Annotated in this window: 12 protein-coding genes; 10 read left to right on the top strand and 2 right to left on the bottom strand. The window is 71.2% G+C overall.

Annotation, left to right across the window (positions count from 1 at the left end; all coding sequences use genetic code 11):
• The first annotated feature begins 155 nt into the window (after window positions 1-155).
• The 9 genes from Q8S40_RS21285 to ada all read left to right on the top strand — a co-directional run bounded on the left by Q8S40_RS21285 (window position 156) and on the right by ada (window position 9,675).
• On the top strand, window positions 156-821 hold the full coding sequence (locus Q8S40_RS21285) for a DUF533 domain-containing protein (protein WP_305672006.1): 666 nt from the start codon (window positions 156-158) through the stop codon (window positions 819-821).
• Window positions 818-2,059, top strand: a complete 1,242-nt coding sequence (acdA, locus tag Q8S40_RS21290) for a 3-sulfinopropanoyl-CoA desulfinase (RefSeq protein WP_305672007.1) — start codon at window positions 818-820, stop codon at window positions 2,057-2,059. Before Q8S40_RS21285 ends, acdA begins: the two co-directional genes overlap by 4 nt.
• A 55-nt stretch (window positions 2,060-2,114) precedes the next feature.
• Window positions 2,115-2,240 (top strand): type B 50S ribosomal protein L36, encoded by a 126-nt coding sequence (gene ykgO, locus Q8S40_RS21295; RefSeq protein WP_168050529.1) that lies wholly within the window; start codon window positions 2,115-2,117, stop codon window positions 2,238-2,240.
• A gap of 170 nt (window positions 2,241-2,410) precedes the next feature.
• Window positions 2,411-3,838 (top strand): FAD-linked oxidase C-terminal domain-containing protein, encoded by a 1,428-nt coding sequence (locus Q8S40_RS21300; protein ID WP_305672008.1) that lies wholly within the window; start codon window positions 2,411-2,413, stop codon window positions 3,836-3,838.
• Complete coding sequence (glcE, locus tag Q8S40_RS21305) at window positions 3,835-5,007, top strand: glycolate oxidase subunit GlcE (protein WP_305672009.1); 1,173 nt, start codon at window positions 3,835-3,837, stop codon at window positions 5,005-5,007. Before Q8S40_RS21300 ends, glcE begins: the two co-directional genes overlap by 4 nt.
• The gene (locus Q8S40_RS21310) at window positions 5,004-6,545 is read left to right on the top strand and encodes a M81 family metallopeptidase (RefSeq protein WP_305672010.1); all 1,542 of its coding nucleotides are present in this window, start codon (window positions 5,004-5,006) and stop codon (window positions 6,543-6,545) included. The genes glcE and Q8S40_RS21310 overlap by 4 nt, the downstream gene beginning before the upstream one ends.
• 61 nt (window positions 6,546-6,606) lie before the next feature.
• Window positions 6,607-7,935: a glycolate oxidase subunit GlcF gene (gene glcF, locus Q8S40_RS21315; protein WP_304811619.1), complete on the top strand. Its 1,329-nt coding sequence runs from the start codon at window positions 6,607-6,609 to the stop codon at window positions 7,933-7,935.
• Window positions 7,935-8,510: a tetratricopeptide repeat protein gene (locus Q8S40_RS21320; RefSeq protein ID WP_305672011.1), complete on the top strand. Its 576-nt coding sequence runs from the start codon at window positions 7,935-7,937 to the stop codon at window positions 8,508-8,510. The genes glcF and Q8S40_RS21320 overlap by 1 nt, the downstream gene beginning before the upstream one ends.
• A gap of 97 nt (window positions 8,511-8,607) precedes the next feature.
• Window positions 8,608-9,675, top strand: a complete 1,068-nt coding sequence (gene ada / locus Q8S40_RS21325) for a bifunctional DNA-binding transcriptional regulator/O6-methylguanine-DNA methyltransferase Ada (RefSeq protein WP_304811614.1) — start codon at window positions 8,608-8,610, stop codon at window positions 9,673-9,675.
• Window positions 9,676-9,682: 7 nt separating this feature from the next.
• Here the strand turns inward: ada and Q8S40_RS21330 are convergent, their stop codons facing one another.
• Both Q8S40_RS21330 and pyk read right to left on the bottom strand, forming a co-directional pair.
• Window positions 9,683-10,162 carry a hypothetical protein gene (locus Q8S40_RS21330; protein ID WP_305672012.1) on the bottom strand — a complete coding sequence of 160 codons (480 nt, stop codon included), beginning with the start codon at window positions 10,160-10,162 and terminating at the stop codon, window positions 9,683-9,685.
• 66 nt (window positions 10,163-10,228) lie between these two features.
• Window positions 10,229-11,662, bottom strand: a complete 1,434-nt coding sequence (gene pyk, locus Q8S40_RS21335; protein ID WP_304813779.1) for a pyruvate kinase — start codon at window positions 11,660-11,662, stop codon at window positions 10,229-10,231.
• A gap of 462 nt (window positions 11,663-12,124) precedes the next feature.
• Between pyk and Q8S40_RS21340 the strand changes: the two genes are divergently transcribed.
• Window positions 12,125-13,255 (top strand): OmpA family protein, encoded by a 1,131-nt coding sequence (locus tag Q8S40_RS21340; protein WP_305672013.1) that lies wholly within the window; start codon window positions 12,125-12,127, stop codon window positions 13,253-13,255.
• The last annotated feature ends 36 nt before the right edge of the window (window positions 13,256-13,291 follow it).

Consider the following 13,291-nt stretch of genomic DNA (forward strand, 5'->3'; position numbering starts at 1 on the left):
GCCGGCGGCCCCGGCCCCGCAGGCGGCGCCCCAGGGGGGCACCCAAGGCGGGGACGCGCGGCCCAACCCGGCGGATCTGCTGCGCGGATTGCTCGGGCGCTGACGCTTTGCAAGCTTCGGCTTCGGGCCTAATGCTGCGGCCAGGGAGTTGAAGCATGGACTGGAACCGCGTCCTGGGCGCGCTGCTGGGCGGCGCCGCCCGCCCGCCGCGCCGCCGCATCCGACGCACTGGCCTGCCGATGGGTGGCGGCGGCAATGTAGGGCTGGCGCGCACACTGGCGCGGCTGGCGACCGTGGCGATCGAGGCGATGTCGCGCCCCACCCAGGCCCCAACCCAGGCACCGCGCGGCCGCAGCGCGCCGGCCGGCAAGGCGCCCGCCCGATCCGCGCGGCTGCCCGAATGGACCTCGGCCCCAGCTCCGGCGCCCAACCCCTATACCCCGCCAGCCGAGGCGCCCGACGCGCCGCGGATGGAGGAGGCCGAAGGCCTGCTGCTGATCCGCGCCATGATCGCCGCCGCCAAGGCGGATGGCGCGGTGGATGCCGCGGAACGCCGCGCCATCGCGGAGCAGCTCGATTCCGCCGGCCTTTCGGCCGAGGAGCGCGATTTCATCCTGGCGGATTTCGAAACCCCGCTGACCCCGGCGGCACTGGCCGCCCAGGCCGCGGACCCGATGATGCGGGCGCGGCTGTATGCCGGTGCGGTCGCGGCGATGGGGGAGATTTCCCCGCCCGAGCGCGCCTGGCTGGATGAACTGGCCAAGGCGCTCGGCCTCGACAGGCGGGCGGCGGCGGCGATTGAGGAAAGGCTATCGATATGAGCGGCACGGATGGGCTGACCCGGGACCAGGTGGCGCTGCGCGACCGCGCCCGTGAACTGGCGCAGGAGGCCGCGGCGCAGGCGGCGGAGACGGACCGCAGCGGCCAATATCCGTGGCCGATGGTCAAGCGCATGGCGGAGGCCGGCTTCACCGGCCTGACCATCCCCCGCGAATGGGGCGGCCCCGGCGGCTCCGTGCTGGATGCCGCGCTGGTGGTCGAGGAATTCTCGAAAGCCTGCGCCGTCTGCGGCCGCATCGCGGTGGAGGCCAATATGGGCGCGGTTGGCGCCATCATGGCCTATGGCACGGAGGCCCAGAAGAAGCTGGCCGCGGGCCTGGTGCTGGCCGGCGACAAGCCCGCCATCTGCATCACCGAACCCGATGCCGGATCGGCGGCGACGGAAATGACCACCACGGCGGAAAAGCGCGGCGATCGCTGGGTGATCAATGGCCGCAAGACCTGGATCACCGGCGGCGGCGTCTCCAGGCTGCACCTGATCTTCGCGCGCGTGGTGGAGGATGGCGCCTTCAAGGGGATCGGCGGCTTCCTGGTGGTGCGCGACGAGGCGGGGCGCCCGGAAGGGCTGGTGGTCGCGCGGCGCATCCCCTCCCTCGGCCTGTGCGGCATGCCGGAGGCGGAGCTGGAATTCCGTGACCTGGAAGTGGCGGATGACATGGTGCTGCGCGCCCCGGGCGGCTGGCAGCGCGGCTTCGGCCGGCTGATCGATGCCTATAACGGCCAACGGGTCGGCGCCGCGACGGTGGCGCTGGGTCTCGCCGCCGGGGCCTATGAACATGCCGTGGGCCGCGCCAATGCCCGCACCCAGTTCGGCCGGCCGATCGCGGAGTTCCAGGGCCTCGGCTGGATGCTGGCCGACATGTCGATCGAGGTGGAGGCCGCCCGCGCCCTGGTCCATCGCGCCGCCCGCAGCGCCGGCCCGGCCGGCTTCCCGGATCGCCTGGCCGCGGCGCAGGCCAAGGTCTTTGCCAGCGAGATGGCGATTCGCGTGACCAACAGCGCCTTGCAGGTCTGGGGCGCCGCCGGCTATTCGAAGGACAACCCGATGGAGCGCTACCTGCGCGATGCGCGGATGTTCGCCATTGCCGGCGGCACCGCGCAGGTGCTGCGGACCCAGGTGGCGGAACAGATCCTGGGCCGCAAGCTGCCGCAGACGCGCGATGGCTTCCTGCGAATCATCGCGCAGGAGGGTGCCGCCGGGAAGCTCGCCGCCGACTGAGGTTGACTCAACCAGCCCCGCCGCCTATCTCGCCCGCCTTCGCAGGACCATGACCATGAAGATCCGCAACAGCCTCAAGACCGCCAAGACGCGGGACAAGAACTGCATCGTGGTGCGGCGCCGTGGCCGTACCTATGTGCTGAACAAGAAGAATCCCCGGCTGAAGGCCCGCCAGGGCTGAAGCTGCGGCCCCTATTTGGGGCCATATGGGATTTGTCGCGCCGCGCTCGGGGTAACCCGGGCGCGGCGCGACGCATTTGCGGGGTGGGCGCCCGGCGGCTGTTTCGCGTGCCGCTTGCCGCCCTTGCGTGGCGGGGCCATCTTCCCGGCGGAAGCGATCGAGGAACCGCCATGATCCCCCTGCCAGCCCCCAAGCCGGAGATCCTGGCCCGCCGCGATACCATCGTGGCCGACCTGCACACGCTGCTGCCCGCCGATGCCGTGATCCATGAGACGATCCGCATGCGGCCCTATGAGACGGACGGGCTCTCCGCCTACCGCCAGATGCCGCTGGCCGTGGTGCTGCCGGCCACGACGGAGCAGGTGGCGGCGGTGATGCGCTACTGCCACGAACAGGGCATCCGCGTGGTCCCCCGCGGTGCCGGCACCAGCCTGTCCGGTGGCGCCCTGCCGCTGGAGGATGCGGTGGTGATCGGCCTGATGCGGATGAACCGCATCCTGGAAATCGATTTCGACGACCGCCTGGCGGTGGTGGAAGCCGGCGTGACCAACCTCGGCATCACCAAGGCGGTGGAGCATGAGGGCTTCTTCTACGCCCCCGACCCCTCCAGCCAATTGGCCTGCATGATCGGCGGCAACGTCAACATGAACTCCGGCGGCGCGCATTGCCTGAAATACGGCGTGACGGCCAACAACCTGCTCGGCCTGAAGCTGGTCACGCCGACCGGCGACATCGTGGAAGTCGGCGGCGACCATCTGGATACGGCCGGCTATGACTGGCTCGGCCTGATGACGGGCAGCGAGGGCATGCTCGGCATCGTCACGGAGGTCACCGTCCGGATCCTGCGCGGCCCGGAAGGCGCGCGCGCCATGCTCGCCGCCTTCAAGGGCACGGAAATCGCCGGCCAGGCGGTGGATGCCATCATCGGCTCCGGCATCATCCCCGTCGCGCTGGAATTCATGGACAAGCCCTGCATCCATGCCTGCGAGGCTTTTGCGAATGCCGGCTACCCCCTGGATGCCGAGGCGATGCTCATCATCGAGGTGGAGGGTAGCGTCGCGGAACAGGACGCGCTGCTGGCGAAGATCAAGGACATCTGCGCTCGCTTCGATCCGATCAGCCTGAAGGTCGCCACCTCGGCCGAGGAATCCATCGCCATCTGGAAGGGCCGCAAGGGTGCCTTCGGGGCGGTCGGGCGCATCTCCCCGGACTACCTCTGCATGGACGGCACCATCCCGACCGGCGAACTGCCCTTCGTCCTGAAGCGCATCGGCGAGATGAGCGTGCAGTACGGGCTGCAGGTGGCCAACGTGTTCCACGCCGGCGACGGCAATCTGCACCCGCTGATCATGTTCGACGCCAACGACCCGGCCAGCTTCCACAAGGCCGAGGCCTTCGGCGGCGACATCCTGAAGCTGTGCGTCGAGGTCGGCGGCTGCCTGACCGGGGAACACGGCGTCGGCGTGGAAAAGCGCGACCTGATGCATGTGCAGTTCCACCCGCATGAGCTGGACCAGCAGCGCGCCATCAAGACCGCCTTCGACCCGGCCTGGCTGCTGAACCCGCACAAGGTCTTCCCGCTGACCGAACACGCATGAGCGACCTCATCACACCGGCCGATGAGGCCGGCGTTGTCGCCGCCATCCAGGCCGCGATCGCGGCGCGGGAGCCGCTGTCCATCGAGGGCCATGGCAGCAAGCGCGGGTTGCTGCGCCCGGTGCAGGCCGCCCGCGGCCTGACCACCCGGGGCCTCACCGGCATCACGCTGTACAAGCCGACCGAACTGGTCCTGTCCGCGCGCGCCGGCACGCCGCTGCCGGAGATCGAGGCGGCGCTGGCCGAGCGCGGCCAGATGCTGGCGCCGGAACCGCCGGATACGCGCGGCATCTTTGGCGTGGCCGAACCCGCCACCCTCGGCGGGCTGGTCGCCACCAACCTGTCCGGCCCGCGCCGGATTACGGTGGGATCGGTGCGGGACCATCTGCTGGGCATCCGCTTCGTCAATGGCAAGGGGGAGGCGGTTCGCAGCGGCGGGCGGGTGCTGAAGAACGTCACCGGGCTCGACCTGTGCAAGCTGCTGGCCGGCAGCCACGGCACGCTGGGCGTGCTGACCGAGGTGACGATGAAAGTGCTGCCAGCCGCCGAGGCCAGCGCCACGCTGGCCGTCGCGGTGCCGGATATCGCCGCCGGGGTGAAGGCGCTGTCGGCCGGCCTCACCAGCCCCTTCGGCGTCACCGGCGCCGCGCTTCGGATCGACCCGCACGGCGCCACCGCCCTGCTGCGCCTGGAGGATTTCCGCGAATCCGTCACCTATCGCGGCAGCAGGTTGCGGGAGGATCTGGCGCCCTTCGGCGATGTGTCGCTGATCCCGGATTCGGCCGATCTGTGGCGCGGCATCCGCGATGCCGAGCCGCTCGGCGCGGCGGCGGAGGATGCCATCTGGCGCCTGTCCATCCGCCCCAGCACCGCGCCCGCTTTGGCCGCCGCGCTTCAGGCGGCCTTCGGTGCCAGGCTGTTGTTCGATTGGGGCGGCGGCCTGGTCTGGGTCGCCGGCCCCGCCACCGAGGCGGCGCATTGCGCGGTGACGGCCGCCGCCGCCGCGGTGCGCGGCAGCTTCACCCTGTTCCGCGCCCCGGCGCCGATGCGGGCCGCCGTCCCCGTCATGCCGCCCGAAGCCCCGGCGCTCGCCGCCATCGCCGCCCGTGTGCAGGCGGCGCTCGACCCCCTGGGCCTGTTCAACCCCGGCCGCATGAGGTCCAGCCCGTGACATCCTCTTCCCCTGGGCCGCGTATCGCCATCCTCGGCCTGCATCTGGAGGTCAACGCCTTCTCCCCGCCCACCACGCGGCGCGATTTCCAGCAGCAATCCTGGGCCGAGGGCGAGTCCATCACGCAGCAGGCGCGCAGCAAGGTCAGCGGCTTGCCGGCCGAAATCCCGGGCTTCTATGCGCGGATGGATGCGACCGGGGATTGGGAGCCGGTGCCGCTGATCATCATCACCGCCCCGCCCGGCGGCACCATGGCGCCCGGCATCTTCCCGGAATTCCTGCAGATCATCCAATCCCGCCTGGCCGAAGCCGGCCAGATCGACGGCGTCTATGTCGCCAGCCACGGCGCCAGCCGCGCGGCGGAGGAAGACGACACCGATGGCGCCGTGCTGCAATTGCTGCGGGATGTGCTGGGGGAGGATGTGCCGATCGTCGGCACGCTCGATCTGCATTGCAACGTCTCCGACCGTCAGATCGCGTTGGCCGACCTGCTGATCGCCTATCGCACCAACCCGCATGTGGATATGCGCGAGCGCGCCGCCGAGGCGGCCGATGCGCTGCGCCGCATCCTGGAAACCGGCGAGCGGCCGGAGACCCACTTCATCCGCCTGCCGCTGACGCCCCCCACCGTCACCCTGCTGACCGCCGAATCCTCCCCCTATGCCGATGCCATCCGCGAAGGGGTGCTGGCGCGGGAGGAGGAGCCGAAGCTGCTCGGCGTCTCCGTCACCGGCGGCTTCGTCTATACCGACATCGCCAAATGCGGCCTCTGCGTCTGGGCCTCCGCCCGGCCCGGCCATGTCGGGGTGGCGGTCGATCTGGCGGAGCGACTGTCGAACGAGATCTGGCAGGGGCGGGCGGCGCTGTCCCGCACCCTGACGCCGATCGCCGATGCCGTGGCGCAGGCGGCGGCTACGGGGGCGGAGATGGGTGCACCGCGGCTGATCCTGGCCGATGTGGCGGATAATCCGGGCGGCGGTGGTGGCGGCAACACCACGGCGCTGCTGGCGGCGCTGCATGAGTCCCGGGCGAAGGGGGTGGTGTTCGGCATTTTGGTGGACCCGGTCCTGGCCCAGGCGGCGCATGCCGCCGGCCGCGGCGCGCGGATGGAGGCGGTGGCCAATGCCACCCCCGGCCCCTTCGCCGAGACCTTCCGCGCCATGGCCCATGTCCGCGCCCTGTCCGATGGCAACGGCGTCGGCCGTCGCGGCGGGCTGGCGGGCCGCGCCTTTTCCATCGGACCGGCGGCGCTGCTGGAGCTGGAGGGGAGCGGGCTACTGCTGGCGGTGGGTTCGCTCCGCCGGCAGTTGCTGGACCCGGCGATGCTGGAGATCCTCGGCGTGGAGGTGGAATCGGCGCGCACCATCGTGGTGAAGTCCCGCGGCCATTTCCGCGCCGGCTTCGATATCTACGCGACGCCGGACCGCATCCTGGAAGTGGATGCGCCCGGCCTGGTCAGCCCGGTGCTGTCCCGCTTCGCCTTCGCCGGCCTGCCGCGCCCCGTCTACCCACTGGATGCCGAGGCAAGCTGGCGCTGAGCTTCGGCGCCTTTCGTCGCGGCCGGCGCATCCTTATGTTCATGGCAGGCGGGGGACCAGCATGCAGACCAGCTTCACCGAGGCGCAGCTCCAGGACCCGGATACGGCCGAGAGCAACCGTATCCTCCGCACCTGCGTCCATTGCGGCTTCTGCACCGCCACCTGCCCGACCTTCCTGCTGCTGGGCGATGAGCTGGATAGCCCGCGCGGCCGCATCTACCTCATCAAGGACATGCTGGAGAATGACCGGCCGGCGACGGAGGAGGTGGTCCGCCATGTCGACCGCTGCCTGTCCTGCCTGTCCTGCATGACCACCTGCCCATCGGGCGTGCACTACATGCATCTGGTGGACCATGCCCGGCGGCATATCGAGGAAACCTACCAGCGCCCGCCCGCCGAACGCGCCCTGCGCCGGCTGCTCTCAGCGCTGCTGCCCTATCCCGGCCGGTTCCGCCTGGCGCTGATCGGCGCCTCGCTGGGCCGGCATTTTGCCCGGTTCGTGCCGGGGCGTTCCATGGCATCGCAGCGGCTGCGCGCCATGCTGAAGCTGGCCCCGGCCCATGTGCCGGGGCCGAGCGCGCTGGACCGGCCCGGCGTGCATCGCGCCCAGGGGCCGCGCCGGGGGCGGGTGGCGCTGCTGACCGGCTGCGCCCAGCGGGTGCTGGCACCCTCCATCAACGACGCCACCATCCGGCTGCTGACGCGGATGGGGCTGGATGTGGTGGTGCGGAAGGATCAGGGCTGCTGCGGTGCGCTGGACCATCACATGGGCCATCACGACCCGGCCATGCGCCTGGCCCGCGCCAATATCGCCGCCTGGACGGCGGAGCTGGAGGGGGAGGGGCTGGATGCGGTGGTCATCAACGCCTCCGGCTGCGGCACCACGGTGAAGGATTACGGCTTCATGTTCCGAACGGAGCCGGACGCCGCAGCCGCCGCCCGGGTTTCGGAACTGGCGATGGACATCTCCGAATTGCTGGTGAAATTCGACTATGCGCCGAGCCGGGAAAAGCCCGGCCTGACGGTGGCCTATCACGCCGCCTGTTCGCTCCAGCACGGGCAGAAAATCACCGCCGCGCCGAAGGACCTGCTGAAGCGCGCCGGCTTCGTGGTGAAGGAACCGGCGGAGGGCCACATCTGCTGCGGCAGCGCCGGCACCTACAACCTGATGCAGCCGGAAATCGCCGGGCAGTTGCGGGACCGCAAGCTGGCCAATCTGGACCGCACCCGCGCAGACCTGATCGCGGCCGGCAATATCGGCTGCCTGACGCAGCTTTCCGGCGGCGCCATGCCCACCATCCATACGGTGGAACTGCTGGACTGGATGGCGGGCGGGCCGGAACCGGCGGCGATCGGCCCGATCCGCGCGGCGCGGGCGAGGGGGGGATGATGGCCCTGCGCCTCGTGCTGCTGCCGCTTCTGCTGGTCGCGATGGCCGAACCGGCCCAGGCCCAGGCGCCGCCCCAGGGCGCGGCGGCGCAGCGCCAGGCGGAGCTGGACCGGCTGTTCGAGGCGCTGCGCACCGCGCCTGACCAGGGCGGCGGCCAGATTGTCGAATCGCGCATCCGCGCCCTGTGGGGCCAGGCGGTCTCCCCCGCCGCCGCGCTGCTGCTGCGCCGCGGCCAGCGCAACCTCCAGGCGCAGGAGACGGCGGAGGCGCTGGAGGATTTCGATGCCGCCATCCTGCTGGAACCGGAAGCGGCCGAAGCCTGGGCGCTGCGCGCCCGCGCCTATGCCGGTCTCGGCGATCGCGTCGCCGCCGCGCGCGACCTGCAGGAGGCGCTGCGCCTGGAGCCGCGGCATTTCGGCGCCCTGCTGCAATTCGCCGCCTTGCAGGAGGAAGCCGGCGATCTGCGCGGCGCGTTGCGTAGCCTGGATGCGGCGCTGGCGCTGCACCCGCGCCTGCCCGGCGGCGATGCGCGACGCCGCGACCTGGTGCGACGGGCGGAAGGCGAGGCGCTGTAGCGCGAAGCGCGAAGCCTCGGCGGCTGTAGCGCAACGGCCGGATGGCGCGCCGCGCCGGCGAGGCCGATCCTGCACGGGACGTTGAGAGGCCAAGCCGATGCCCGAAGCCCCCATCGACCTGGACACGCTGCGCTGGCAGGCGGTGCTGGACCGGCAGGCAGACCCCGGCTGCGGCGATTTCCGCTACGCCGTGACCACCCAGGGTGTGTTCTGCCGCCCCGGCTGCCCGGCCCGCCCGCCGCTGCGCCGCAACACCCGCTTTTTCGCCGATGCCGCCACCGCGGAGGCCGCCGGCTTCCGCGCCTGCAAGCGATGCGACCCGAAGGGGGAGCGCGCCCGGATGCAGGCCGATTGCGTCGCCGCCGCCTGCGCGGTGATCGAGGCGGCGGAGGGCATCCCGAGCCTGGAGGTGCTGGCCGCCCGCGCCGGCTATGCGCGGCACCATTTCCTGCGGCTGTTCCGCGACATCACCGGCGTGACCCCGCGCAGCTACGCCGAGGGTGTGCGCGCCCGCCGCCTGCAGGCATCGCTTGCCGCGGGTGATCGGGTGGCGGAGGCGGTGGCGGGTGCCGGCTTCGGCAGCGAAAGCCGGGTCTATGAGGACACCGCCCGCCACCTCGGCATGACCCCGGGCGCGGCGCGGCGCGGCGGGGCGGGGGAGGTGATCCGCATCGCCCATGCCGACAGCGCCATGGGCCCGCTGCTGGTCGGCGCCACCGCCGCCGGCATCTGCTTCATCGGCTTCGCGGAGCCGCCGGAGGCGCTGGAGGGCGACCTGCGCGCCCGCTTCCCGCAGGCGCGCATTGCGCCGGCACCGGAGGAACTGGCCGGGGCGGTGCGGCAGGTGGCCGCTTTCCTGGCCGAGCCCGCGGCGGCACTGACCCTGCCGCTGGACCTGCGCGGCACCGCCTTCCAGCGCCGGGTGTGGGAGGCTCTGACGCGGATTCCGCTGGGTGAGACGCGCACCTATTCCGGCCTGGCCGCCGAGATGGGCCTGCCGGCCGCGACACGCGCGGTGGCGCGGGCCTGCGCGCGCAACCCTGTCTCGCTCGCCGTGCCCTGCCACCGCGTGGTCGGCGCCAGCGGCGACCTGACCGGCTATCGCTGGGGCGTGCCGCGCAAGGCGGCGCTGCTGGCCGGCGAGAAACGAGCGCGGGGGCGGTAGAAGCGCCCTATTGCGGCGCGGGCGCTACGGGCGCCGCGGGCGCTGCGGGCGCCGGCGGGACTGCCGCCGGCGGCGGCGTCGTGGCCGGTGGCGTGGCGGGTGCCGCCCCGGGTGCGGCCGGCGCCGCCCCGCGCGGCACCAGGCGTTCCCGGGCATTGGCCGGCGCGCCGACGATGGTCCATTCGCCATCCAGGCTGCCATCGGGGTTCAGCGTATAGATGCCGATGCCCGGCCGCTGCGTCAGGCCATAGGCCACCGCCACGGTGCGGCCGGAGGCGAAGCCCACCCCTTCGACCGTCTGGCTACCGATCCGCCAGCGAATCGCGAAGGAGGCCAGCCCGACCGTGCGGATCTGCGCGACACCGGTGTAGGCGGTGCCGTCCAGGTTGGTGCCGGTCACATCATACAGGCCTTCCTGCTGCGCCTGCGCCGCGCAGGGCAGCAGGGCCAGCAGGGGTAGCGCGAGGGCGAGGCGGCGGAAGGTCATCGGGGCTGCTCCGTGAATGGGCGCACCAAAGGCGCGACGCGGCCCGAGGTCAACTGCGCCGCCCGGCTACTTCACGATCGCGACGCGCAGCGCGTTGGTGGTGCCCGGCGTCCCGAAGGGCACCCCGGCGGTCACCACCACCTCATCGCCCGTCGTCGCAAAGCCTTCCTGGCTGGCGGCGCGGATCGCCTTGGCGACCATATCGGTCATGGAATGCAGTTCCACCGTCATCATCGGGTGCACGCCCCAGACCACCGCCATGCGTCGCGCCGTCTGCAGGCTGGCGGTCAGCCCGATGATCGGGCAGCTCGGCCGTTCGCGGGCCACGCGCAGCATGGTCGATCCGGTGGAGGTGAAGGTGGCGATCGCCTCCGCATCGATGGTCTGCGCCACCTGCCGGGCGGCGGCGGCGATGGCGCTGGCGGAGTTGCGCTCCGGCGCCGGGCGGTTGGCATCGGTCAGCTTCCGCCAATCCGGGTCCTGCTCCACGCGCGCGATGATGCGGTCCATGATGTTCACCGCCTCGAACGGAAACTGCCCGGCGGCGGTCTCGGCCGAGAGCATCACGCAATCGGCGCCATCGAACACCGCGGTCGCCACATCCTGCGCCTCGGCCCGGGTGGGGGAGGGGGCGGTGATCATGCTTTCCAGCATCTGGGTCGCCACCACCACCGGCTTGCCCAGCAGGCGGCAGGCGCGGACGATCTGCTTCTGGATCAGCGGCACTTCCTCCGGCGGGCATTCCACGCCGAGGTCGCCGCGCGCCACCATGACGCAATCGGCTTCCGCCAGGATGGCATCGAGGTTCTCGACCGCCTGCGGCTTTTCCATCTTGACCATGATCCAGGCGCGGCCGGCGGCGATGGCCTTGGCCTCCACCACATCCTCGGCCCGCTGCACGAAGGACAGGCCGATATATTCGACGCCCTGCGCCAGGACGAAGTCGAGGTCGGCGCGGTCCTTTTCCGTCAGCGCCGGAATCGGCAGCACCACATCCGGCACGTTCACGCCCTTGCGGTCCGACAGCGCGCCACCGACCAGCACCTGGGTTTCCAGGTGATCCTCCCTTTTATGGGTCACGCGCAGCCGCAGCTTGCCGTCATCCAGCAGCAGCGTGGTGCCGATGCCGGCGGCGGCGATGATCTCGGGGTGGGGCAACTGCACGCGGCGGACATCGCCAGGGGTGGGGGACAGGTCGAGCCGGAAGCTCTGGCCGGTCTGTAACTGCACGCGCCCCGCCTGGAACTTGCCGACCCGCAGCTTCGGCCCCTGCACATCGGCCAGGATGCCGATCGGGCGGCCAACCTTTTCCTCCAGCGCGCGGATCGTCGCGATGCGGGCGGCATGGTCTTCATGCGTGCCGTGGCTGAAATTCAGCCGGAACACATCGGCCCCGGCGCGGAACAGCCGCTCGATCACCTCGGCGGAGGAGGAGGCCGGGCCGAGGGTCGCGATGATCTTGGTGCGGCGGCGGCGGCGCAGCGGGGGGCGGCTTGGCATGGGGCGGGCTGATCCTTCGCGGCGGGGCGCTTCCGGCGGTTCCGCCACGTCTGGCCGAACCGTATTGGGCGGCACGCCGAGCGCGCGGGCGACTTCGGCCACCCGGTCCTCCGGCACGCGGCGCCACTGGGACACGGCGGCGGTGGAAATGCCGAGGGCGGTTGCGATACGGGTGACGGCGCCGCGCTGGGTCAGCAGGGCTTCGAGGGTGGGGTCGCGCATGTGGCTAACTTAGGGACAATAAGTCCTCAATGCCAAGGGGGCTAATTTGCTTAAATTAGTTAAGCATCGGAGGGCGGCTTGGGGCGCCGTTACCCCACTGCGGCATTCCTGCCACACCCCCCGGATGATTTTTTTGCCCACGGCACCTTTTCCAGGGAACTCGCGTTGATCTCGCAGGACGCTGCTGCCGGACCATCCACCCCCGGCGCGGATTGGCTCGTCCAGCCAGGAGAATAGGTTATGAATTTCCGCAATGCGTTGCTCGCCACCACCATGCTGCTGCTGCCATTCGGTGCGGCGCAGGCCCAGCAGGTCAACGGCGTCTATATCGGTGCAGGCGCGGGCCTCAACTGGCTGCAGGATGCGAATATCAACGCGACCGGCAGCCTAGCCGATGAGCTGCGCGCCCGTGGCAACGCCACCGGCGGCGACGTGTCCTTCGACATGGGCTGGGTTGGCGTCGTCAGCCTGGGTTATGGCTTTGGCAACGGCCTGCGCGCCGAGATCGAAGGCAGCTACCGCGAGAACAAGGTTGACACCATCGGCGGCTTCGGCGGCGCCGGCGGCATCAGCGCCGGTGGCACGGCCCGCAGCTACGGCGTGATGGCCAATGCGCTGTATGACTTCGACATTGGCGCCAACTTCGGCGGCGTGTCCTTCCTGCCGTATGTCGGCGTCGGCGCCGGCTACATCTGGCGCGAATTCGACGGCGTTCGCGCCAACATCCTCGGTGGCTCCGTGAGCAGCGATGGCACCGATGGCCGCTTCGCCTACCAGGCGATCGTCGGCGCCGCCATGCCGCTGACCCAGTGGGCCCCGGGCCTGGCGCTGACCGCGGAATACCGCTTCCTCGGCACGATGGAGCATGACATCTCGACCCAAAGCGGCGGCGGCTCCTTCAACGTTGCGCGCACCGGCACGAAGTCCGAGAACTACAACCACTCCATCATGCTCGGCCTGCGCTACGCCTTCGGCCAGACCACCCCGGCCCCGGTTGTCGCCCCGGCACCCGCGCCGATGCCCGCCGCCGCCCCGGCGCCGGCCCGCACCTACCTCGTGTTCTTCGACTTCGACCGCGCCGACCTGACGGACCGTGCCCGCCAGATCATCGGTGAGGCCGCGACGAACGCGACCGGCCAGGGCGTGACGCGCATCGAAGTGGCCGGCCACGCCGACCGTGCCGGCTCGCCGCAGTACAACCAGCGCCTGTCCGAGCGCCGCGCCGGCGCCGTGGCTTCCGAGCTGGAGCGCCGTGGCATTCAGCGCAACAACATCAGCGTCCAGGCCTTCGGCGAGAGCCGTCCGCTGGTCCCGACCGCCGATGGCGTGCGCGAGCCGCAGAACCGCCGCGTGGAAATCGTCCTGCGCTGAGCAGGGCTGCCACCGTCAAAGGTGGCACCGCGAAAC

The organism is Falsiroseomonas sp. (genome assembly GCF_030695085.1).
Classification (GTDB): Bacteria; Pseudomonadota; Alphaproteobacteria; order Acetobacterales; family Acetobacteraceae; genus Falsiroseomonas.